Origin of the sequence: Bacillus sp. F19, assembly GCA_023823795.1 — a bacterium.
In the GTDB taxonomy this organism is placed as follows: Bacteria; Bacillota; Bacilli; order Bacillales; family Bacillaceae; genus Bacillus_P.
The window spans coordinates 493,309-515,917 of the sequence record CP085710.1 but is presented as its reverse complement, the minus strand read 5'-3'; the positions used below and the strand labels follow the sequence as shown (position 1 = coordinate 515,917).

Here is a 22,609-nt window from a genome sequence, read left to right as displayed (position 1 = left end):
TTTATTGTGCAATAGAATCTTCTTTTTTAAGTTCTTTTTCAAGCTGTGCAATTCTACCATCAATTGTATTGCGGTGATAGCCTGTATTGACCTGATGCTCTAAGCGCTCAAGATAGTTTTCCATCTCATCAAAGCGGCCATACGAACCAGCCGAATAGCTGCGGCTGTCTAATACTTTGTTCATGCGGTGAGTGGCGCGTGCTGTATTTTCACGGCCCATCAGTTCCATGCGCTTGATATACATGTCCTTTAGTTTATGCTTCATTTCTTCATACTTGCGTTCAAGATCTTCTAATTGACGGGTTACTTCTTTTAGGGATTCGCTCAGTCTTACTGTACGCTCCTGATACTGTTCATGTTCTCTCACTGCAAATTCATGCAGTTCTGTCTCGCCGGCCTGTGCCGCAATTTCTGCCTGGCGCTTGCGTTTTTCAGTAAGGTGCTCTGCCTGCTTATATTCGCGTGTGAATTCTTCTTTTAATAAATACTGTCTTTCCACAAGCTTTCGGACCTTATCAGTTTCCTGCTCGCATTCTCTTAAGTATTGATTCAGCAAAGAGATTGGGTTTTTTTGCTCTTTTTGATCCAGAATTTCGTGAAAATCTGCCGTGATTGTTTCCTTAATTCTTGTAAATAAATTACTCATTTTTTACCTCTCCTCTTTCAATTATTAATTTTTTTTCATTTCTGCCCATTGTCTTTCAAAATTTGTGAATGGGTCGTTTGATTCTTTAAAAGCAGTCTTTTCTTTGTTGTTCCATTTCTTATAGACAACATAAAGGATGTAAGCTGCGGCTGCGCCAAGTACGGCTGGAAGATTTGATGCCGACGCACATAAGGCAATGATTCCGGCGATTGCCCAGAAAACTTTCATTCCAGTTGAATCAGTCTTCATGAATCCTTTATACGAGTAATAAAGGATAACCAGACTGATGGCCAGTGCCAGCATTGGGGCAAGATTTGCAAGCAGGACTATGGCTGCTATTCCCCCTGCGATCAATAAACCGAATTTTTTCATTTTCTGTTCCTCCTTTCTATATCTCTATCCTACCTTCCCTGCTGTTTTCTCATAACGAGCCTGAGCTTTATTTTGTACTAAGACTTGAGGCGTAGCAGACCTGAGACTGGCATGATTCAACAAAATTTCGCCTAATATATTAAAGTTTTATATAATTTTAAAAATTCCCTCTTGTCCGATACTTCTTTCCTTGTTATCATAATGAACATTCAACTATGTAACTACAGAAGGCATTTTAGTGAAAAAGCAATATTTTATTGGATTACTTATTTTTATCCCATTAAAAACAAACCATGTTGCCAATTTCCTTTTTAAGGATAAAAAGCAGCATGAACCTATCAGAAAAGGCGCTTAACAAAAAACAGGTACATTCCATGAGAAGTACCTTTTTTTCTTTTATTACCTTTACAAAGATTGATTTTCACTTCGTTCCCAATGCGTTTGAAATGCAGAAGGTGCATGCTGTGAAATCAGATAACACAACGGTATTAATGGCGGGATCTTCACTATGTCAGATCTTCCATACATAAAACAGCTGGTCACAGCCCTTTTTTTAAAGTGGTTTCCTTATTTGGCAATAAGGGGATAATAACAAGAAAAGTGCAATATTAAGGAGGCTGTCCCCATTATGAATCTATCTGGCAAAGTAGCGATTGTTACTGGCGCAAGCTCCGGCATTGGTGAAGCTGCCGCGATAAAACTTGCAGAACAGGGAGCAAAAATAGCTCTTCTGGACATAAAAGAGGAAAATGCCAAAAAAGTGAAATCTGTGATTGAAGCTAAAAACGGAGAGGCCATCATTGTTGAGTGTGATGTATCCGATGCAAAACGAATGGAGAGCAGCTACAAAAAAGTCATCAGCACGTGGGGGCAAATCGATATCGTGTTTGCAAACGCGGGGATTAACGGCAGATGGACCCCGATTGAGGATCTTACTCCAGAGGACTGGGATCAAACAATCAACACGAATTTAAGGAGTACATTTTTGAGTGTCAAATATGCGATTCCGTATATGAAAGAAAAAGGCGGCAGCATTATCATTACCAGCTCTATTAATGGCAACCGCTTATACAGAGGATTTGGCCGGTCAGCCTACAGCACGTCAAAAATAGGCCAGGTCGGATTTGGAAAAATGGCTGCCCTGGAGCTTGCAGGATATAAAATCCGCGTCAATATGATCTGTCCTGGAGCCATTGAAACAAACATCGACAGCAATACCTTTGCAGAAGAAGAAAACATAAAAAAGGTAGAGATTCCAGTCGAGTTTCCAGAGGGTGAGCAGCCTTTAGAAAAGAAAGCAGGCTCGCCTGAACAAGTGGCAGATCTAGTTTATTTTCTTGCATCCGATTTATCCAGTCATATTACTGGCACAGAAGTCTATATTGATGGAGCAGAATCATTGCTTTAACCTGCTGCACCTTCTAAACAGAAGGTGTTTTTTTTCGGATAAAAATGCCTGTTTTGGACCAAAATAAACCTCTAAACTGTACTAAAGGAGGGGTAACCTTGACTAACCGCAACGATAATCGTGAATCGAAGAACAAATATCCCAACAACAAGAAGCAGGATACTGAATTCTCAAAAGAAATCAACATCCGAAGTGAAGAAACGAAAAAAGATCTGAAGAAATAAGAAAAGCGGAACCGACTGGTCAGACTCGGGCAGACAGATAAGAATTCCCCCGAAAAGTCCGGGTTTGACTTTCCTGAGGGAATTTGTTCTGGCCGAGGGGCTAGGAGGTGGAGCTAGACACCAATGCGCAAAATTTTATACTTTCTCTTAAGCAAGAAAACAGCCCGAAAAGAAAATATTTCCGGGCTGTTTGCTTATACTTATTGCTGCTTCGCATTTTCTATTTCTTCAACCATAAGCGAGAGTTCTTCCCAGCGCTCCATTGTTGCTTCAAGCTCCGCATCAATAGCCTGCTGCTGCTCCATCAGCTGCTGAATTTTGCCGTAATCACTGCCGCTTGAAGCGATTTGGACTTCAAGCTCTTCTCTTTTTTCTTCCAGTTCCGCAATCTTATCTTCAATAACGTCCCATTCTTGCTGCTCTTTATAGGAGAGTTTTTTTCTCTGCTTCGGAGCTGCCGCCATTTCCTGAACTTTAGGAGCTGGTGCCGCACTTTCAGCTTCCTTCATTCTTTTTCTTGTATCCATGTAATCTGAGTAGCTTCCCTGAAATCGGAGAACCTTGCCGCTTCCTTCAAAAACAAGGAGATGATCCACTACACGGTCAAGAAAATAGCGATCATGGGAAACAGTGACGACAACGCCAGGGAATTGATCAAGATAATCCTCGAGGACGCTGAGTGTTTGAGTGTCTAAGTCATTTGTAGGCTCATCAAGGAAGAGAACGTTTGGCTCCTGCATTAATACCTTGAGCAAATACAATCTGCGGCGCTCTCCGCCTGATAGCTTACGGATGTATGTCCACTGCATCGATCTTGGAAACATGAAGCGCTCAAGCATTTGCTCTGCTGTAATCGTTTGATGATCAACTGTCTGCACAACTTCCGCAACTTCTTTTATATATTCAACGACGCGCAAATCTTCATCCATTGCCTCATGATCCTGAGTATAATAGCCGATTTTGACGGTTTCGCCAATTTCAACCTTGCCGCCGTCAGGCTGAATGCGTCCTGCTATGATGTTTAATAGTGTCGATTTCCCGCTTCCATTAGGTCCGATGATTCCAAGTCTCTCCCCGGGAACCACGAGATAATCTACATTTGTCATTAAGGTACGGTCCTGAAAAGCTTTTGAAACACCTTCAAGCTCAATTACTTTTTTCCCAAGTCTTGTTGATCCGATGGCAAAATCAACGCTATGTTTTGCTGCCGGTCCTTCCTGATCCTGAAGGTCTTCCACACGTCCAATGCGTGCTTTTTGTTTTGTTGTCCGGGCTTTAGCGCCTCGTCTCAGCCAGGCAAGCTCTCTGCGCAGCAGATTTTGGCGCTTGCTTTCAGACTGCTCGGCATTGAATTCACGCTCTGCTTTTTTCTCAAGAAATACTTCATAGTTTCCCTCATAAACATACAGCTTGCCATTTTCTAATTCGAAAATTTGGTTTGTTACCCGGTTAAGGAAATAACGATCATGGGTCACGAGAAGAATAGAGCCTTTGTATTGTGCTAAAAAAGTCTCCAGCCATTCGATCGTTTCATTATCCAGATGGTTTGTAGGCTCATCCAGAATCAGCAGATCTGCCGGCTGAATCAAAGCTTTTGCAATCGCAACACGTTTCTTTTGACCGCCTGATAAAAGCCTTACTGGCCTTGCAAAGTCGGAAATGCCGAGGCGGGTCAAAACGGTTTTGGCAACCGTACTCGCTTCCCACGCGTCATTTTCATCCATTTTTTGCTGCATTGAAAGAAGCTTGGATTGTTTTTTTTCATTAGACGGATCTGCTTCCAGTTCAGAAAGAGCAAGCTCATAATCACGCATCGCCCGCATGATCAAGGAATCCCCGTAATAGATCTGTTCAAGGACTGTCAATTCTTCCTCAAGCTCAGGCTGCTGCGGAAGGTATTCAATATGAAACGAATTGGCATGAATCATTTTTCCTTCTTCAACAGTCTCTAGTCCTGAAAGATATTTCAAAAGGGTTGATTTCCCTGTTCCGTTTGTCCCGATTAATCCAATTCTCTGCCTTTCAGCAATTGAAAATGAAATATGATCAAACAAAGTCTTTTCGCCATATGTTTTATATAAATTCTCTACAGAAAGAATGCTCATTTATTTATCCGCCCTTATATAATGTTTCATTATATTGTACAGCAGTTAGATGCACAAAAACTAGCATAAGATATTTTCCATTCCTATGTGACTGACAAGCTTGGATAAACCCCAATAAACTTCTCCTTCCTTTTTCTGCAGGAATCCGCAAATAACCTGATTTATTTCCAAGGAAATGTCGAACACAGCCTTTTTCCATAAAAAAAGAGAGACATATGATCCCTCTCACCTACTTATTTTGTTCAACATTCAGCTCGATTAAATTCCCGTCCGGATCACAGCAGTATATTTGATTAAAACCGCTCACTCCATTTTTGTCTTCCCGATATTCAATATGATGTGAAATAAGCCAATCAACAGCAGTTTGATATTCGGCAATCCTCAATGCAAGATGTCCTTCTCTGGAATTCAGGGTATAATTCTTTCTCAGTGTTTGCGAATCTTCATCAACAATTAGATGAATTTGCTGTGAGCCGATTTCATACCACGCGCCATAAGAATCAAAAGGAGGTCTTTCGATTTCTTTTAAGCATAATACATTTTCATAAAAATGCTTTGCCATCTCAAGATTTGTCACGGACAGGCTGACATGCTGAATGGATTCATTGATTATCATCGTACACACTCCATTGCTTTTATAATGTATTTCCTTCTGCTGGAATTGGATACTTAGCCAGGAGTCTCGCCTAGTGAACTAAATTTAAGCTCATTGTTCTCGTATTCTTAATCGTAAATGCATTTTCTTTTCCCGCTTCCATGTAGGAAGGTCCCGGCCCAGCTTCTCCAACCCAATACACATCCACATTAGGCGGGATAAGAAATCCGATGTGCTGCAGGCCGTATAAAATGGAACGGGCTGCTTCCTTCGCGCCATCTTCATTGCCTGTTACAGCAACGCCCCCAACCTTATTATAATAAATAGACTGTCCTTTTTCATTCGTTTCACTGCTTGATGCGTAAAGTCTTTCCATAACAAGAGAAGCAATGCTGCTCTTTTCTCCAAGCCACAGCGGAGTTCCGACCACAACGATATCAGCATCGGCTATTTTTTTCATAATCAGCGGCCAATCATCGCCCCTGCCCATATCTTCTGACATGCCAAATGCAATATTGTAGTCCGCAATTTGCAATTCTTCTGTTTGAACATCTTCATTCTGCAAATGTTTTTGAGATTGTCTCATTAAGGATTCTGTGTTTGAGGGTTCGTTTCCTTTTTTTAAAGAACAATTCAAATAGAGAGTTTTCAGCATGATTTAGTCTCCTTTTTGGTTTCATTTATAGTAATCTATTTGCCTTTTTCTTATTCCATCAAACATAAAAAGCCTCCCGATACTGCTTGGAAGGCTTCTGATATTTACTTAGTTCCAGATGGATTCAGCCCATTCTGGATGATCTATAAATGGATTGCGGTTATTTTGATAGTCTTTATAGATGATGTCATTTCTTCTTCTTTCGCGTGTATCTACTGGATCTTCTCTGTGCCATTCAAGCAGAACAGACATTTTTCCATGCAGCGGAGCTGTTCCATTGTTTACATTGTTGTTCAGCTCAAGATCCAGCTCGCCGCTGTCACCTTCATAACGGACCGCCATGTAAAATAACATTCTGGCCACATCACCTTTAACAGCGTCTCTCGGCTCCCATGAATCAGAGTCATAGTAGTTGCCTAAAGCTTCAGAGTGCTGTGTTCCTCCGTTATCAAAATCAAGATTGCCTCTTGAGCTGTTTACTGAAACATCAGTTGGTCTTAAATGATGGATATCGGTCCCGGCACCGGCACTTGTTCCAAAGTCGCCATGTGATTTCGCCCAAACGTGCTCTCTATTCCAATCATTCACATTTCCGCCGTTTGTAAGCTTGCTTTGTGAACGTCCTGTATAAAGAAGAATGACGTTGTTTGGATTGTTTGGGTCTTCATCTGTGTTTCTGAGTGCTTCCCAGACATTGTCATAAGAAAGCTCTCTATGATCGTCTATAATATTATGAAGTTCCGTCTTTAAAGCGTCGCCTGTTTTCCCTATAGCAGACTGATAATATGTGTCATCATAAGAAGGTGGCTCTATAGGGTCTGTCGGGTCTGTCGGGTCTGTCGGGTCTGTCGGGTCTGTCGGGTCTGTCGGGTCTGTCGGGTCTGTCGGGTCTGTCGGGTCTGTCGGGTCTGTCGGGTCCGTGGTTCCAGATTGTTTTTCCATAGCTGTCGCACCCGTTATTCCAGTGTGAGAAAAATAGGCTGCAAGTTTACCTGTTACTTTCATTTCCGCGCCTTTTAGAGAAGGGTTCGTTTTCAAACCAAATTGTGTTCGGAACGAGGATGGAATTTGCACATAAATCATTTTAGATGTACTTGTTTCTGACGGTGAATCTGCGAGAGCAAGTGCATAATCATTCGGATAATTGGATGTCACTACCATGTTCGCGGCAGTCGGCTGTCCCACAACGTATCCTTTAACCGTTTTAACAGAACCAGTTTGATTGGCATTTGCCTGAGCGACTGAATACGGTGCTGTCCAAGTGCCGTCTCCAGTTGAAGCTTGTGATGGCGAGACTTGAAACACAGGAATAAAAAAACTAAGCATAAGAGCCAGTTTTACGATGATTGCAGCATGTTTGTTTTTAGGCAAAATGGTATTCCTCCTCATTTTTCTGATTATCACGAAAATAGAATACTATGGAAACATTAACTATTTATGATAATTTTGTAAATTTGCGTCATAATCCTGCTTTTTTGTAAAAGATGAGAGAATGAGACTAGTGCCCCCTGAACCTAAAAGCACAAAAAATGCACCTCTGTCTGAAGTGCATCTTTTCTTCCTATTAATAATTTTGATCTTTCATATGACCAGCCTTGCGTTTGTTTTTTCGTTTTACTCCAATTACGACAAAAACAAGTACGACAAACAGCAGAATTATTCCGATATTTAAGAATCCGCCTATAAAAAGGAAGAAGTCCTTTTCATTTATTATCACCTCTTTTCCCTTTTTACCCCTATACGCAGATTAAAAACCCTTGTACAGAGAGTTTGAATGAATAGAAAAGAGGTCTCAGTTTAAAATGACAAAGTTCTTCCATTCATACGGAAGAAGCGATTGGTACTTATCGGTTAAGAAACGGTCATCGACCAGCACAATGGTTCCGGTATCTTTTTCAGAACGAATCAGTCTTCCACCTGCCTGAAGCACTTTGTTCATCCCAGGGAAAACATAGGCATAATCAAACCCGTTTTTTCCCGTCTGCTGAAAATAAGCTTTCATAATGTTTCTTTCAAAGCCTATCTGAGGCAGGCCTACTCCAACAACGATGACCCCGTTTAACCGGTTGCCTATCAGGTCAACACCTTCAGAAAAGATCCCGCCCATTACGGCAAATCCAATCAGTGTCGTGCTGCTGTTTTCTTGAAAGGCAGCTAAAAAAGCTTCTCTCTCTGCTTCAGTCATCTGAGGCTGCTGAATCATCATTTCAAAAGGCGGATTCACCTCTGTCAAAGATTCATATACTTCCTTCATATAAACGTAAGAAGGAAAAAAGATAAGGTAGTTTCCGCCCCGTTCTTCAAGCAGCTGCATAACCACCTCAGAAATCGGCTTCTTGCTTTTTTCCCTGTCGTGATATCTGGTAGAAAGCGGCTTGATATAGACATCTAAGTTTTCCCTGGTAAATGGGGAGGGAATTTTCACTTGATAATCGTCTGAAACTCCTCCAAGCATGTCCTTGTAAAAATGGAGGGGAGAGAGTGTAGCTGAAAAGTGGATACTTGAGCGAAACGGTTTTTTCACCTGCTGCAGAAGATAGGATGGATCAAGGCACAGCAGTTTAATCACAGCCTCATTTCGATCTGCTGCCACTGTCGTCACATACCTCTCATCATAGAGCTTGGACATTTTCACAAACGTCTGAGCCTGAAAGTAACAATCTAACAGAAGCTGTGATTGACTTCCCATTAAAAGCTCTTTTTCTGCGTCTGAAATAAATGGTTCCAGCTGCTCAATTAGCTCATTAGGGACATTCTCCATCAGCATCGCATGATTTTCATTTTCACATTGTTTTCTAAGAGCAATAAAAAAACCATTTATTTTTTTTGCATGTTCGAAGATGGACCTGCTGGCCGTTTTAAATTCCTTTTTCAGCTGAAGAAAGTCCGATTTTTTCAAGTCTGCAGAAAACATCGCCCTTCCCCTGTCAACCAGATTATGCGCTTCGTCGATCAGCAGGACCGATTTTTTCTTTTGTTCATCGAAAAAACGTTTTAAGGATACGCGCGGATCAAACACATAGTTGTAATCACAAATCATTCCGTCTGAAGCAGATGCGAGGTCTAAGGAAAATTCAAAGGGGCAAACGGTATGCTTTAACGCATACTTCTTAATGACGTCTGATGTTAAACGGGTTTCATTAGAGAGGATATCAAGCACCGCTCCATTAATCCTGTCATAGTAACCATTTGCAAATTCGCAGTAATCCCTTTGACAGCGGGTCTCATCCTTTAAGCAAACCTTGTCCTTTGCTGTAATCGTAACAGTATTAAAGCACAGTCCCTTTGTTTCCATGTAAGAAAAGGTATCTTCTGCCGCTTTTCTTGTGATCGTTTTAGCCGTTAAGTAAAAAAGTCTTTCTGCTTTACCTTCTCCCATAGCTTTCAAAGCTGGAAAGACTGTGGAAACCGTTTTGCCGATTCCGGTTGAGGCTTGAGCAAACAAGTCTGCCTTGTCGCTGATTGCTTTGTAGACTGTGCCAGCAAGCTTCCTTTGACCCTCTCTGTATGTTTCAAAAGGAAAAGATAACTTTTCAATGCTTTCATCACGTTTCTTTTGATGCCCTGCTCTTAATTCAGCGTATGGATAAAAACCTTTTACCAATTCCTCCATGAAAGAATCGAGATCTGCTGATGAAACTATTTTTCTGAACCTCACTTGTTCGCCTGACTGTACGCTGACATAGGTCAACTGCACTCCGATGTGATCTAATGCTCTTTCTTTTGAAACAATATAAGCGTAGCATTTCGCCTGGGCCCAGTGAACTGGATGAGAATCCTCTTTTAATAAAGAAAGATCACCCGCAGTTGATTTTATTTCATCAATATATGGCATATCTTCAGTTAACAGAAGCCCGTCACATCTCCCCTCAATTAAAAAAGAGAGGTGGTTATGCTCTATGACAGTCTTTAAAAATACTTCTTTTTGATCTGCTTCTTCATATGTCTTCTGAATCGTCTGATGTGCTTTTGTCCCTTCTGTCATCGTTGCAGCTGTCCTGAATCTTGAATCAATGCTTCCCGATCTGAAAACATATTCTACTAGTGCTCTGACTGAAATATGCACTTCTTTCATTCGACATCACCTGTTATTATTTTATCAGATATTTTGTGGTTTTAGCCTCAGGATAAAAAGAAATCGCCCACCTGGGAGATGGGCGATTTCTCATCATTAACAGCAGCGCGAAACCTTTCCGCCTTTTGCGTTGTAGCGTGCTTCCTGTGCCTCGCAGAAAAATTCCTTTCTGCTTTGGACCGGCTGATCCGGGTGATGCACCATCATATGCTCCACATATTTTTCATAGCTTGGAACACCTGCCATCAAGCTGATAAACTGCTTTCTGAACTTAAGAATGGAAGACAGTTTCTTATACATGGTGGCTTATGCCTCCTTTAGACCTGGCAATATACGGCGCCTCGTGCAATGTGGTCTTCTTGTTGGTCAATACCTTTATCCATATGCGGATGGCCGAAATCAAGACGGCGATTACTACAAGCATAAAGATGGCGCAAAGAGCTGCATCAACGTAATCATTTATCAATACCTGCTTCATCTGAGCGGCATTTGCAGCAGGGGCGAGTGCCTCTCCTTTATCAAGCGCACCCTTAAACAGATTTGCATGTGATAAGAATCCTATTTTCGGATTTTCATGGAAAAGCTTTTGCCATCCGGCTGTCATCGTTACGATTAAAATCCAAGTCGTTGGAACAAGTGTAATCCAAACGTATGCTTTTTTGCCCATTTTGAAAAGAATCGTCGTTCCAAGCAGCAATGCAATTCCTGCCAGCATCTGATTGGCAATACCGAACAGCGGCCAGAGTGTGTTGATTCCGCCTAACGGATCGATAACACCCTGATAGAGGAAATACCCCCAGCCAAAAACACAAAGTGCGGTTGCAAGGATATTGGCCGGTAGATATTCTGTTCTGCCCAAAGGTTTATAAATATGACCCAATAAATCCTGAATCATAAAGCGCCCAACCCTGGTTCCCGCATCAATTGTTGTCAGAATAAATAAGGCTTCGAACAAAATGGCGAAATGATACCAGAAGGCCATAAGCGCTTTACCGCCAATGACTTCAGAAAAGATATAAGCCATTCCGATTGCAAGAGTTGGAGCTCCTCCAGTTCTTGAGAGAACCGTTTCTTCTCCAACATCATCTGCAAGCGCCGTCAAATCATCCGGCGTTATCGTATAGCCCCAGCTTGAAACGGTTGTTGCCGCTTGTACAGCTTCCGTCCCAATCAGTGCCGGGGGACTATTAATAGCGAAATAGATACCCGGCGTAAGAACACAGGCAGCAATCATCGCCATAACAGCGACAAAAGATTCTGTCAGCATCGCGCCATATCCGATTGGACGGGCATGCGATTCTCTTTCGATCATTTTTGGCGTTGTGCCCGAAGATACTAAAGCATGGAAGCCGGAAACAGCACCGCATGCAATCGTGATAAATAAAAACGGAAACATATTTCCTGCAAATACAGGCCCTGTACCATCTATAAATGGTGTAACAGACGGCATCTGCAGTTCTGGAGCTACAGCGATGATTCCAAGTGCGAGACCGACAATGGTTCCGACTTTCAGGAATGTACTTAGATAATCCCTTGGCGCAAGCAGGAGCCAAACCGGCAAAACAGACGCTATGAAACCGTATACAATCATTAAAATAGCAATTGTTTCGCCTTTATATGTAAATAGCTTTGCAAGTTCCGGAGTTTCCGCAACGTACTGTCCAAGGAAGATCGATAATAGAAGAAGCACGACACCGATTACTGAACCTTCCCCCACTCTTCCCGGGCGAATATACCTCATGTAAACGCCCATAAATACAGCAATTGGAATCGTTGCTGCGATTGTAAACATTCCCCACGGACTTCCTACAAGCGCTTTCACAACAACGAGAGCCAAAACGGCTAATAAAATAATCATAATACCTAAAATACCTACCATGGCTATGATCCCCGTTATCGGACCAATTTCTTCTTTAATCATTTCCCCTAATGATTTTCCTTTTCGGCGCATTGAACCGAACAAAATAATGAAATCCTGTACGGCTCCTGCAAGGATCACGCCGACGATAATCCAGATCGTACCCGGCAAATAACCCATTTGTGCAGCAAGTATAGGCCCTACAAGCGGTCCTGCTCCCGCGATCGCTGCAAAGTGATGACCAAACAATACCCATTTGTTGGTCGGCACATAATCCTTGCCGTCATTGTGTGTTTCTGCAGGTGTTTCCCGCTTGTCATCAAGCTCAAATACCTTGACCGCTATAAAACGGCTGTAAAAACGGTATGCAACCGCATACGAGCAAACAGCAGCTGTCAGCAGCCAAATTGCATTAATGCTCTCCCCCTGATTGAGAGCGATGACTGCAAATCCAGCTGCTCCCAGTGCAGAGACTAACCCCCAAATAATAATAGACCTGAAAGCCTTCATCTGCATCATCCCTTCTGTAACATACAAACCTATTATACTTTTGTTATCTGAATTTTTAAATAATTTTTTGCTAATTTAATAGGTTAATACTAGAATTTCAGATTGGAAGTTGTGATTTAAGGCATAAAAAAACCACAGTACCTACTGTGGTGCGCCTCTTTTATTATTTTTCACCGGCAGGATCATGGTCACTTCTGTACCCGCACCAAGATCGCTTTTATATGCTACTCTTCCTTTCATGGTTTCAATAATGCGAAGCGAAACGGTTGTTCCAAGACCGGTGCCTTTATCCTTGGTCGAATAAAAGACAGTGCCAATCTGGGAAAGCTGCTCCGTTGTCATCCCCTTGCCTGTATCAGATATGACTGTATGGGCATGGCCGTTTTTCAAATAGAGCTGTATTCGGACCCTTCCGCCTCCAGGAGTTGCTTCGATTGCATTTTTAATGAAATTTACAAGTGCCTGCTTCAGCTGGCTTCGATCTGTTTCAACATAAAGACCCGGCTGCAGCTGGCAGGATAACTTAACTCCTTGCTTGACCGCAAGTGCATTTAATAAATAGACGACATCCTGAATAACTTCTGAGAGCTGAAATTCTTCAATTTTTTTAAGCTTAGGCTTAGCAAAATTAAGATAATCATTCAGAATGGACTCTGCTCTGCCAAGCTCACTCAAAATTAAACGCATATATTGTTCTTCGGTCTTCTTTTCTTTTTCCATCAGCTGCAAAAACCCTTTTACAACGGTTAATGGATTTCGGACTTCATGTGCGATGGATGCAGCAAGCTCACCAATCGTGTTCAGCTTTTCTGTACGGATAATCTCCTGCTTCATCATCTTCCTGTCAATGCCTGCTTCAAGCAGCTTAGCAGCTATCCCAATAGCGATAACTTGTAAAGTTCCGAAGATGAACACATAAAATAACAGCTCACTGCTGCTGGTGAAGGTGAAATCAGATGTAATTAAAAAAGAAAGCAGAATGAAAAGCTGGACAAAAGCTGGACAGAATCCAATAAGGATAGAAAGCTGAATTCTTTTTTTAGGCTTGTACTTTCTAAAACGCTTTGAAAATAGGAACGGTACAATCAATGCAAGGAAGGCGCTTATATATCCAAAAACAATTGCTTCCCCGCCTATGTATGTTCTGGCAAGCAGAATGAAAAAGAAAACAATCAGGCCTGAAACAGGACCTCCATACAGCAATGCCAGCACCATTGGGACATATCTTAAATCCCAATAAAGACCGTAATCATAAAACGAAAAAATCATGCACAAAAAGGCAGCGATTCCGTATATAACTCCGGAGAAATAAGGAGATGCCGTAATGCGCTTGTTTTCAAAAATAACCGTATAAATTAAGACAGGAACCAAAACGATTAAAACATGTAATGTTAATTTCTCTGCTAGCATCGTAATTTCCTCAATTATATTTGTGTATTGAGTTTGATATTCGACAAAAATCGCATAACTCCTCTTTGTTTTTTAATGAACCTTATATTTAAACAAATGTTTTAACCCGCAGTAAAACAGGTATCTGTACATACATGGAGGTGATTGGCGTGACTGATAAAAAAACGAAACAAAAACAAGATAACCCCGAGCAGATACAAGGGCGTGACGGAAAAACACTAATTGAACGGGAAAATGAAATGACCGTTGACGCTATCCCGACCGAAGAGGTAAAAATCGGACTTCAGGATGAAAAGAAGAAACATAAAACAAAGGATCAATCTTCAAGTGATTAATTTTTCAGCCGGCCGCTTTTTTGTTCTTTCGCAGCTTAAATTCTTCTGTTTCAGACAGATCTTTTTAACCCGGAATCTCTCTTTATTTCTCACTAGTCTTATACAAAAACCCTCCCGCTACAAGTACAAGCGGGAGGGTTTTTTATGACTTATTTCATTCCAGTATTAGCCTTCACAAGAATCTCATCAAATTTCTTCGCATCTTCTTTCTTGCTTGAAACGATGGTTCCGATGTAAGCACCAAGGAATCCAAGCGGGATTGAAACGATACCCGGATTAGTCAGACTGAACAAAGGATCTCCTACAAAAATGGCAGCTCCTGCTTCTGGTGACCATACATTCGGGCTTATAGCTACAAGAATCAAAGAACTGAACAAGCCAGTCAGCATACCTGTAACAGCGCCGGCTGTATTAAACCGTTTCCAGAATATCGTCAGCAGGAGAATTGGCAAATTGGCGCTTGCCGCGACAGCAAAGGCCAATGCGACTAAAAATGCTACGTTCATGTTCTGCGCAAACAAAGCGAGAAGAATTGAAAGAACGGCCACACCGATAGATGCCCATCTGGCTGCCACAACCTGCTCTTTCTCAGTTGCTTCTCCGCGGCGAAGAATATGGCTGTAAAAGTCATGCGCAAATGCAGAAGCAGCTGATAGCACGAGTCCCGCTACAACAGCGAGTATTGTAGCGAATGCTACTGCAGAAACAAAGGCAAATAAGAAATCCCCGCCAATCGCTTCTGCAAGCAATGGCGCTGCCATGTTCCCAGCTGAGTTTGCAGCTACAATATTGTCATAGCCAACAAACGCTGCAGCTCCTAAACCTAAAAAGACAGTCATCACATAAAACGCACCGATAATCCAGGTTGCATATACAACAGATTTACGTGCCGTAATGGCATCCTTCACTGTAAAGAAACGAATCAGGATATGAGGTAGTCCGGCCGTTCCAAGAACAAGCGCCAGATTCAGCGAAATCGTATCCAGCGGATTCTTAAACTTATTCCCCGGATTCAAAAAGCTTTCACCAAGCGGCGTCGCCGTCTGCATCTCAGAGAACATTTTCATGATGCTGAAATCAAATTTAGCAAACACAATAACTGAGATTATAAATGTACCTATCATAAGAAGAACAGCTTTTACAATCTGCACCCAGCTCGTTGCAGTCATTCCTCCGAATACCACATAGATTGTCATCAGAGTGCCTACAATCAGAACTGAATACACATATTCAATGCCAAGGAGCAGATGTATAAGCCCTCCCGCTCCCACTAACTGAGCAATCATATAAAAGATTGAAATAGAAATCGTATTCAGAGCCGCTACACCGCGCACTTTACTGTTATTAAACCTTGCTGCTATCATGTCAGCCATTGTATACTTCCCCAAATTCCGAAGGGGCTCAGCCACTATGTATAACACCACAAGATATGCAACTAAAAACCCTATGCTGTAAAAGAAACCATCAAATCCAGAAAGCGCTATCATTCCGGCGATCCCTAAAAAAGAAGCTGCGGACATATAATCGCCAGCGATAGCCAGTCCGTTTTGAAAGCCGGTTAAACTGCTGTCTGCGGTGTAAAAATCACTGGTTGTCTTTGTGCGCTTTGAGGCAAAATAGGTAATAAATAATGTCATAATAACGATCGCCAAAAAGAGAGAGAATGCCAGCATGTTCATTGAAAGTTTCCTCCTTACCTTCTTGCTTCAGCTTTGATTTCTTCTACCATCTGATCAAACTTCTTTGCCCGGCTGGAATAAAGCATACACAGCGTCCAAGTCATAATAAATTGGGCAAAGGCAAATACCCATGCCCAGCTGATCGGGCCGACTGCATACTCATTCAGTACGGTTGAATAAGCCGTTAACACCGGCAGTGTAAAATAAAATGCTAAGAAAAATAATGACATTGGCAAAATGAAATTTCGTTTTGCCTGAAGCAGTTTTTGAAAGGATTGCGACTGAACAATTTTGGTGTAATCTACTGAGGACTGTGCGGACTTCAATTGTTGTTTTTCATTACTCACTATTAGTTCCCCCTTAGTTAAAAGTTTATAAAAAAACCAAACCTCCTTTAATTCCAAATTTTCACACTCTCATTATATATTTATCTGAAAAGTATGTAAATTTAGTTATCTTATTTTTTTAAAAATAACCTTCTTTAGACTCATTCAAAGATAGAAATAATTCAGATGGTAGACTAAAATAAGAAAGATTACTGCATTCTATTATCGGTGAAAGCTGTTAAGGAGGATACGATGGAGAAAAAGAATACACTTCCAACCCGAAAACTGCTTGGAATTGCAGGACTTGGCTGGCTTTTTGATGCCATGGATGTTGGAATGCTCTCATTTATTATAGCGGCGCTTCAATCTGAATGGGGTTTAAGCGTTAAACAAATGGCCTGGATCGGCAGCATGAATTCTATCGGAATGGCTGTTGGCGCCCTCGTGTTTGGATTATTGTCTGACCGTATCGGAAGGAAACATGTCTTTATTATTACCTTGCTTCTCTTTTCAGTCGGAAGCGGACTGTCTGCTTTCACAACTACATTAACCGCCTTCCTCATATTAAGGTTTTTTGTTGGAATGGGCCTTGGAGGAGAACTTCCTGTTGCATCAACTCTCGTGTCTGAAAGTGTAGCACCTGAAAAACGGGGAAGAATTGTTGTCCTGCTCGAAAGCTTCTGGGCTGCAGGCTGGCTTATTGCCGCTCTTATCTCTTATTTCATTATTCCAAGCTACGGATGGCAAACGGCTCTGCTTCTAAGTGCATTGCCAGCATTTTATGCGCTGTACTTACGGATCAAACTTCCGGACTCTCCCCAGTTTTTAGCGATAAAGAAAGAACAGAAGCCGTCCATTTTGGAAAATATCAAAACAGTCTGGTCTAAGGATTATATTCGTCAGACCACTATGCTTTGGATTCTTTGGTTCTGTGTCGTCTTTTCTTACTACGGCATGTTCCTATGGCTGCCAAGTGTCATGGTTCTGAAAGGCTTCAGTTTAATCAAGAGCTTTCAATATGTTCTTATCATGACTCTAGCTCAGCTTCCGGGCTATTTCACAGCAGCCTGGTTTATAGAGAAATTCGGCAGGAAGTTTGTGTTAACGACCTATTTAGTCGGAACTGCGTTAAGCGCCTATTTCTTTGGAACGGCTGAATCTCTCACTCTGCTTCTTACATCAGGAATATTCCTGTCATTCTTCAATCTGGGAGCCTGGGGAGCGTTATACGCTTATACCCCTGAGCAATATCCGACAGCTGTTCGCGGAACAGGCGCCGGGATGGCTGCATCATTCGGACGCATTGGCGGAATTTTAGGGCCATTGCTTGTTGGTTATCTTGTTGCCGAAGATACCCCGATGACCATGATCTTTTCAACCTTTTGTGTATCCATACTGATCGGTGTACTGGCTGTTATCGTTCTTGGAAAAGAAACAAAAGCCAAACAGCTGTTTTAACAGAACTAAAGCGCAAGCGCCTTGGTTAGATCCGAAAGGCAGATAAGAATCCGACAGAAAAGTCCGGGTTTGACTTTTTTGGCGGATTTGTTCTGACCGAGGATTTAGGCGCTTGCGCTGGACGTAGATAACTTTATTTCGTTATCCACAACCTATTACCTTTTATAATTTCCTAGACAATGAAAAACCCCATCAACCTTTAAGAGTTGAAGGGGTTTTTTCTGTTAATGACCTCCCAGGTAAGCCATTTTCAGCTGATCACTTGCATTTAATTCATCTGCCGTTCCAGACAGCACAACCTTGCCTGTTTCAACCACATATACTCTATCAGCGATCGACAAAGCCATGTTTGCATTTTGTTCAACTAATAAAATGGTTGTGCCAGTTTTATTGATCTCTTCAATAATTCTGAAGATCGTTTTAACCAGCAGCGGAGCAAGTCCCATTGATGGTTCATCCAGCAGAAGCAGCTTGGGGCGCGCCATTAGTGCGCGTCCCATTGCCAGCATCTGCTGTTCCCCTCCTGATAGTGTTCCTGCCTGCTGTTTTTTGCGCTCAAGCAGCCTTGGAAAGAGTTCAAATACTTTTTCAAAATCCCTTTTGATTTCAGCTTTATCTTTGCGCAAGTAAGCTCCAAGCTCTAAATTCTCCTCAACCGTCATGTTTGCAAACACTCTGCGTCCCTCAGGAACATGTGATATTCCTTGTTTAACGATTGTTTGAGCTGCTTTTCCTGCAATTGATTTATCTTGGAAAAGCACCTCTCCCTTTTTAGGCTTTAAAAGTCCTGAAATGGTTTTTAAAAGTGTGCTCTTCCCGGCTCCATTTGCACCGATCAAGGTCACAATTTCACCTTGATTGATCTCTAAAGATACATCCTTTATTGCTTGTATATTTCCATAGTATACATTGATTCCATTTACTTTCAGCATTATGAAACCTCCTCGCCGAGATACGCTTCGATGACTTTTGGATTGTTTCGGATTTCCTCAGGCACTCCCTGAGCAATTAACTGGCCATGATCAAGTACATAAATTCGTTCACAAACACCCATGACAAGCGGCATATCATGTTCAATCAGCAAAACCGTTAAATCAAACTTCGCGCGGATAAATGCAATCAAATTCATCAGTTCTTCTGTTTCCTGCGGGTTCATCCCTGCTGCAGGCTCATCAAGAAGCAAAAGCTTAGGGTTAGCTGCAAGTGCACGGGCAATTTCTAAACGGCGCTGCTGACCGTATGGCAGATTCTTTGCCTTCTCGTGTTTCACTTTATCAAGCTTGAAAATCTTAAGAAATTCAATCGCTTTTTCTTCCATTTCACGTTCTCCGGAAAAATGGGAAGGCAGCCTGAGAATAGAACTTGCAATGGAATGCTTTGCAAGAGAATGATAGGCCACTTTTACATTATCCAAAACAGAAAGATCACTGAACAGTCTAATGTTTTGAAACGTTCTGCTGATTCCTTTGCGCGTAATTTTATAGGGCACAAGACCGTTCAGTTTTTGACCTTCAAGCATTAACGTTCCTTCTGTTGGTACATATACGCCTGTTAACAGATTAAAAAAGGTCGTTTTTCCAGCTCCATTTGGGCCGATCAATCCAACAAGCTCACCTTTATTCAATTCGATAGTGACGGATGAAAGAGCCTTAAGACCCCCAAACTTTATGCCTAAATTCTGCACGTTAAGCAACGGTGTTTTTGCTGTCATGACCTGCACCCCCTTTCATGCCTTTACGATTTTTGAAAAATGAAGTGAACTCTTTCGTACCGAGCAAGCCTTGAGGACGATAAAGCATCATCACAATCAGGACAAGACTGTAAATAATCATTCTCGTCTCTGGGTATTCCTGAAGGAAAGTAGAAACAATCGTAAGCAGGATTGCTGCCAGAACGGCACCGGACATACTGCCGAGCCCGCCAAGAACGACAAAGATTAAAATATCAAATGACTTTAAAAAACCGAAGTTTGTTGGCTGGATGATGTAAAAGTTATGTGCGAACAGTCCGCCTGCCATTCCTGCGAAAAAGGCACCAATCACGAATGCCGCAACTTTGTAGTACGTTGTATTGATTCCCATCGCATCTGCTGCTATTTCATTTTCACGAATAGAAATACAAGCTCGTCCATGAGTTGAATTCGTAAAATTGACAATGGCAAGAATCGTAATGAGCAAACATCCGAACACCCACGGCCAAGTTGTAAGATGGGATACCTGCATGCCGCTTGCTCCGCCAACATAATCAATATTCAGAAACGTGATGCGGACGATTTCACCAAATCCAAGTGTAGCAATTGCAAGATAGTCCCCTTTTAGACGTAAACTTGGAATTCCAATAATAAGACCGGCAACAGCTGCAGCTAGTCCGCCTACAATCAGGGCAACCGAAAACGGCAATTGCATCTTCATTGTAATAATAGCCGAAGCATACGCCCCTACCGCTAAAAATCCTGCATGCCCGATTGAAAATTGACCGGTAATTCCGATAATAAGATGCAGACTTGCAGCCAGCATAATATTAATGGCCATAAAGTAAAGAGCATTTACCAGATAAATGTTCAAAAACCCGCCCGTGATTAAAAATTGTACGACGATGAAACCAACAAGTGCCAAACCGATTGATAACCAAAACCCTTTTGATTTCTTCATTGCTGTCATCCCCCTTACACTTTCTCTCTAACGTTTTTGCCAAACAATCCTGATGGACGGAAGATAAGAATGAGAATAAGGACGATAAATGCTACACCATCACGCCATAAGGAATAGCCCATTGCACTTACCAGTGATTCAATGACTCCGAGAAGTAATCCGCCAACCATCGCACCTGGAATAATCCCGATTCCGCCCAATACTGCAGCGACAAAGGCCTTCAAGCCTGGAATAATCCCCATAAGCGGCTCAATTTTTATATAATAAGTTCCAAAAATAACACCCGCTGCACCCGCTAAAGCAGAGCCAATTGCGAAAGTAGCAGAAATCGTATTGTCAACGTTGATTCCCATCAGCCTTGCTGCATCTGCATCATGTGAAACCGCACGCATGGCTTTGCCGATTTTCGTTTTATGAACAATAAATTGAAGCAAGATCATAAGCCCGACAGAAATACCCAGAATAAATAATGACTGACTGCTAATTGTGACGCCGAAAATTGAAATGCTCTCCGATGGAAGAACTGTTCCAGGATATGCTTCCGGCTGTGCTCCTCTTACGTAAATCACTCCGTATTCAATGAGGAGGGAAACTCCAATTGCTGTTATAAGTGCTGCAATTCTAGTCGCATTTCTCAAAGGTTTATATGCTATCCTCTCGATTAATACTCCGAATAATGCACAAACTGCCATAGAGATGATTAATGCAGGGAAAAACCCAAGTTCTAAAATCGTAATCGAGTAAAACCCTACAAAGGCACCTATCATGAACACATCACCATGAGCAAAGTTTATGAGCTTCACGATGCCGTATACCATCGTATAGCCAAGTGCAATTAAAGCATAAATACTGCCCAGAGATATTCCGTTGACAATCTGCTGAAAAATTTCCATAGTCTCTTTCTCCCCTGAAAGTCTTTTATTTTGTATGGCAGTTTTCATTGTTAAATTCAGAATAATAGGGGGCACGGCCCCCTACTCCATCTGCTATATGATTGTTTATTCAGGATCTACATTCGTTTTAAATGTTTGCTCGCCATCTTTGTATTCAAGAATAGCAGCAGACTTAACTGGATCATGAAGTTCATCAAGCGTCAGGTTACCTGAAACAAGAGCAAGATCTTTTGTTTCTTCAATTGCTTTTTGAAGCTTCTCAGGGTCAGCGCCGCCTGCACGTTTAATCGCATCAGCTAGGAAATATCCTGTATCATATCCAAGAGCATTAAATGCATCTGGAGATTTATCTTTGTATTTCGCCTTGAACGCTTTTACGAAATTTTGAATTTTCTCATCTGGATCACCAGCAGAATAATGGTTCGTAATGAATGTGTTGTTCAAAGCTTCTCCGCCTGCAATTTCAATCAGCTTCGGAGAATCCCATCCATCGCCTCCCATGAAAGGAACATCAATGCCAAGCTCACGTGCTTGTTTCACAATTAGGCCTACCTCTTCATAGTAGCCAGGAAGGAAAACAAATTCTGGATTTGCTGATTTAATTCTTGTAAGAGTTGCACGGAAATCTGTGTCTTTAGCTACATAAGCTTCCTCTGAGACAATTTTTCCGCCGCTTTTCTCAAATGATTCTTTGAAGGATTTTGCCAGACCTTTCGCATAATCGCTTGAGCTGTCGATTAGTACAGCCGCATTTTTTACTGATAAGTCGCCTGTTGCAAAGTTTGCAGCAACCGTTCCTTGGAATGGGTCGATAAAGCATGTACGGAATACATAATCATTGACTTTGCCATCTGTATTCGTTATTGTCGGGTTCGTTCCAGTTGGTGTAATTAATGGCACTTTATTATCCTGTGCAATCTGCACCTGAGCCAGAGTATTTGTACTTGTTGCAGCTCCAATGATGGCAGCTACCTTATCCTGGCTTACAAGTTTGATAGCTCCATTCGTTGCTTCAGCTGCATCTGATTTATTATCAAATTCAACAAGCTCAATCTTTTTGCCGTCGATGCCTTTTTTATTGATCTCTTCTAAAGCAAGTTCCAGGCCTTCTGAAATGGATTGCCCGTAAGAGGCCACCCCGCCGGATAATTCTAAGTTCGCTCCGATTTTTATTGTCTCTCCTTCGGATGAACCTGTGCTTTTTGCACCGCACCCAGCCATCACGCCAGCTGAAATCATAAGTGACATAAACACTGCCATTAATCTTCTCTTTTTCATTTGTATCCCCCGTTTTTAATCATATTTTGAAGCAAACTTTCGGTCTTATCGGTTCCTGATTCTAATCGAATCACCCCCTAAAAGGATCTTTAGTCCCAATAATATGATTCTTCAAAAGAAAATTAATATTC

Annotated in this window: 21 protein-coding genes; 3 read left to right on the top strand and 18 right to left on the bottom strand. The window is 41.8% G+C overall.

From position 1 onward, the window contains the following. Position 1: 1 nt before the first annotated feature. Positions 2–646 (bottom strand): PspA/IM30 family protein, encoded by a 645-nt coding sequence (locus LIT25_02790; GenBank protein USK34346.1) that lies wholly within the window; start codon positions 644–646, stop codon positions 2–4. Positions 647–670: 24 nt separating this feature from the next. Then, on the bottom strand, positions 671–1,018 hold the full coding sequence (locus tag LIT25_02785; GenBank protein USK34345.1) for a flagellar basal body rod protein: 348 nt from the start codon (positions 1,016–1,018) through the stop codon (positions 671–673). A 628-nt stretch (positions 1,019–1,646) separates the two neighbouring features. Between LIT25_02785 and LIT25_02780 the strand changes: the two genes are divergently transcribed. Continuing rightward, positions 1,647–2,426, top strand: a complete 780-nt coding sequence (locus LIT25_02780) for an SDR family oxidoreductase (protein ID USK34344.1) — start codon at positions 1,647–1,649, stop codon at positions 2,424–2,426. Positions 2,427–2,850: 424 nt separating this feature from the next. On the opposite strand, the gene LIT25_02775 is transcribed toward LIT25_02780, so the two are convergent. From LIT25_02775 to LIT25_02735, 9 genes are all read right to left on the bottom strand, one after another. After that, entirely contained in the window at positions 2,851–4,755 is a 1,905-nt protein-coding gene (locus LIT25_02775) for an ABC-F family ATP-binding cassette domain-containing protein (protein ID USK34343.1), read from the bottom strand. A 229-nt stretch (positions 4,756–4,984) separates the two neighbouring features. Further along, positions 4,985–5,371, bottom strand: coding sequence for a VOC family protein (locus tag LIT25_02770; protein USK34342.1), 387 nt, complete (start codon positions 5,369–5,371; stop codon positions 4,985–4,987). A 70-nt stretch (positions 5,372–5,441) separates the two neighbouring features. Continuing rightward, the gene (locus LIT25_02765) at positions 5,442–6,002 is read right to left on the bottom strand and encodes an NAD(P)H-dependent oxidoreductase (GenBank protein USK36130.1); all 561 of its coding nucleotides are present in this window, start codon (positions 6,000–6,002) and stop codon (positions 5,442–5,444) included. A gap of 111 nt (positions 6,003–6,113) precedes the next feature. Beyond that, positions 6,114–7,331: an endonuclease gene (locus LIT25_02760; GenBank protein USK36129.1), complete on the bottom strand. Its 1,218-nt coding sequence runs from the start codon at positions 7,329–7,331 to the stop codon at positions 6,114–6,116. A gap of 238 nt (positions 7,332–7,569) precedes the next feature. Continuing rightward, on the bottom strand, positions 7,570–7,722 hold the full coding sequence (locus LIT25_02755) for a hypothetical protein (protein ID USK34341.1): 153 nt from the start codon (positions 7,720–7,722) through the stop codon (positions 7,570–7,572). Between the two features lie 75 nt (positions 7,723–7,797). Beyond that, a complete protein-coding gene (locus LIT25_02750; protein USK34340.1) occupies positions 7,798–10,080 on the bottom strand; it encodes an ATP-dependent DNA helicase in 2,283 nt (760 codons plus the stop codon). A gap of 96 nt (positions 10,081–10,176) precedes the next feature. Continuing rightward, entirely contained in the window at positions 10,177–10,380 is a 204-nt protein-coding gene (locus tag LIT25_02745) for a YbdD/YjiX family protein (GenBank protein ID USK34339.1), read from the bottom strand. Next, positions 10,373–12,448, bottom strand: coding sequence for a carbon starvation protein A (locus tag LIT25_02740; protein USK34338.1), 2,076 nt, complete (start codon positions 12,446–12,448; stop codon positions 10,373–10,375). The genes LIT25_02745 and LIT25_02740 overlap by 8 nt, the downstream gene beginning before the upstream one ends. Positions 12,449–12,589: 141 nt before the next feature. Next, the gene (locus LIT25_02735) at positions 12,590–13,858 is read right to left on the bottom strand and encodes a two-component sensor histidine kinase (GenBank protein USK34337.1); all 1,269 of its coding nucleotides are present in this window, start codon (positions 13,856–13,858) and stop codon (positions 12,590–12,592) included. Between the two features lie 149 nt (positions 13,859–14,007). Between LIT25_02735 and LIT25_02730 the strand changes: the two genes are divergently transcribed. Beyond that, the gene (locus tag LIT25_02730) at positions 14,008–14,193 is read left to right on the top strand and encodes a hypothetical protein (protein ID USK34336.1); all 186 of its coding nucleotides are present in this window, start codon (positions 14,008–14,010) and stop codon (positions 14,191–14,193) included. A 149-nt stretch (positions 14,194–14,342) separates the two neighbouring features. Here the strand turns inward: LIT25_02730 and LIT25_02725 are convergent, their stop codons facing one another. Together LIT25_02725 and LIT25_02720 are read right to left on the bottom strand one after the other, a co-directional pair. Next, positions 14,343–15,872 carry a cation acetate symporter gene (locus LIT25_02725; GenBank protein USK34335.1) on the bottom strand — a complete coding sequence of 510 codons (1,530 nt, stop codon included), beginning with the start codon at positions 15,870–15,872 and terminating at the stop codon, positions 14,343–14,345. A 14-nt stretch (positions 15,873–15,886) separates the two neighbouring features. Then, positions 15,887–16,219, bottom strand: coding sequence for a DUF485 domain-containing protein (locus LIT25_02720; protein ID USK34334.1), 333 nt, complete (start codon positions 16,217–16,219; stop codon positions 15,887–15,889). Positions 16,220–16,450: 231 nt separating this feature from the next. Between LIT25_02720 and LIT25_02715 the strand changes: the two genes are divergently transcribed. Further along, positions 16,451–17,656: an MFS transporter gene (locus tag LIT25_02715; GenBank protein ID USK34333.1), complete on the top strand. Its 1,206-nt coding sequence runs from the start codon at positions 16,451–16,453 to the stop codon at positions 17,654–17,656. A gap of 224 nt (positions 17,657–17,880) precedes the next feature. Here LIT25_02715 and LIT25_02710 read toward each other — a convergent pair whose 3' ends face one another. The 5 genes from LIT25_02710 to LIT25_02690 form a co-directional block, all read right to left on the bottom strand. Then, a complete protein-coding gene (locus LIT25_02710) occupies positions 17,881–18,588 on the bottom strand; it encodes an ABC transporter ATP-binding protein (protein USK34332.1) in 708 nt (235 codons plus the stop codon). Continuing rightward, on the bottom strand, positions 18,588–19,367 hold the full coding sequence (locus LIT25_02705; protein ID USK34331.1) for an ABC transporter ATP-binding protein: 780 nt from the start codon (positions 19,365–19,367) through the stop codon (positions 18,588–18,590). Before LIT25_02705 ends, LIT25_02710 begins: the two co-directional genes overlap by 1 nt. Continuing rightward, positions 19,342–20,316, bottom strand: coding sequence for a branched-chain amino acid ABC transporter permease (locus LIT25_02700; protein ID USK34330.1), 975 nt, complete (start codon positions 20,314–20,316; stop codon positions 19,342–19,344). Before LIT25_02700 ends, LIT25_02705 begins: the two co-directional genes overlap by 26 nt. 5 nt (positions 20,317–20,321) lie before the next feature. Next, a complete protein-coding gene (locus LIT25_02695; protein ID USK34329.1) occupies positions 20,322–21,200 on the bottom strand; it encodes a branched-chain amino acid ABC transporter permease in 879 nt (292 codons plus the stop codon). 105 nt (positions 21,201–21,305) lie between these two features. Beyond that, positions 21,306–22,478, bottom strand: coding sequence for an ABC transporter substrate-binding protein (locus tag LIT25_02690; protein USK34328.1), 1,173 nt, complete (start codon positions 22,476–22,478; stop codon positions 21,306–21,308). Positions 22,479–22,609: the final 131 nt, after the last annotated feature.

What these genes read in the sequence shown, in the direction of transcription:
- LIT25_02790 (USK34346.1), bottom strand. Translation starts at nt 646, where the DNA reads ATGAGTAATTTATTTACAAGAATTAAGGAAACAATCACGGCAGATTTT.
- LIT25_02785 (USK34345.1), bottom strand. Translation starts at nt 1,018, where the DNA reads ATGAAAAAATTCGGTTTATTGATCGCAGGGGGAATAGCAGCCATAGTC.
- LIT25_02780 (USK34344.1), top strand. Translation starts at nt 1,647, where the DNA reads ATGAATCTATCTGGCAAAGTAGCGATTGTTACTGGCGCAAGCTCCGGC.
- LIT25_02775 (USK34343.1), bottom strand. Translation starts at nt 4,755, where the DNA reads ATGAGCATTCTTTCTGTAGAGAATTTATATAAAACATATGGCGAAAAG.
- LIT25_02770 (USK34342.1), bottom strand. Translation starts at nt 5,371, where the DNA reads ATGATAATCAATGAATCCATTCAGCATGTCAGCCTGTCCGTGACAAAT.
- LIT25_02760 (USK36129.1), bottom strand. Translation starts at nt 7,331, where the DNA reads ATGCTTAGTTTTTTTATTCCTGTGTTTCAAGTCTCGCCATCACAAGCT.
- LIT25_02750 (USK34340.1), bottom strand. Translation starts at nt 10,080, where the DNA reads ATGAAAGAAGTGCATATTTCAGTCAGAGCACTAGTAGAATATGTTTTC.
- LIT25_02745 (USK34339.1), bottom strand. Translation starts at nt 10,380, where the DNA reads ATGTATAAGAAACTGTCTTCCATTCTTAAGTTCAGAAAGCAGTTTATC.
- LIT25_02740 (USK34338.1), bottom strand. Translation starts at nt 12,448, where the DNA reads ATGAAGGCTTTCAGGTCTATTATTATTTGGGGGTTAGTCTCTGCACTG.
- LIT25_02735 (USK34337.1), bottom strand. Translation starts at nt 13,858, where the DNA reads ATGCTAGCAGAGAAATTAACATTACATGTTTTAATCGTTTTGGTTCCT.
- LIT25_02725 (USK34335.1), bottom strand. Translation starts at nt 15,872, where the DNA reads ATGAACATGCTGGCATTCTCTCTCTTTTTGGCGATCGTTATTATGACA.
- LIT25_02715 (USK34333.1), top strand. Translation starts at nt 16,451, where the DNA reads ATGGAGAAAAAGAATACACTTCCAACCCGAAAACTGCTTGGAATTGCA.
- LIT25_02710 (USK34332.1), bottom strand. Translation starts at nt 18,588, where the DNA reads ATGCTGAAAGTAAATGGAATCAATGTATACTATGGAAATATACAAGCA.
- LIT25_02705 (USK34331.1), bottom strand. Translation starts at nt 19,367, where the DNA reads ATGACAGCAAAAACACCGTTGCTTAACGTGCAGAATTTAGGCATAAAG.
- LIT25_02700 (USK34330.1), bottom strand. Translation starts at nt 20,316, where the DNA reads ATGACAGCAATGAAGAAATCAAAAGGGTTTTGGTTATCAATCGGTTTG.
- LIT25_02695 (USK34329.1), bottom strand. Translation starts at nt 21,200, where the DNA reads ATGGAAATTTTTCAGCAGATTGTCAACGGAATATCTCTGGGCAGTATT.
- LIT25_02690 (USK34328.1), bottom strand. Translation starts at nt 22,478, where the DNA reads ATGAAAAAGAGAAGATTAATGGCAGTGTTTATGTCACTTATGATTTCA.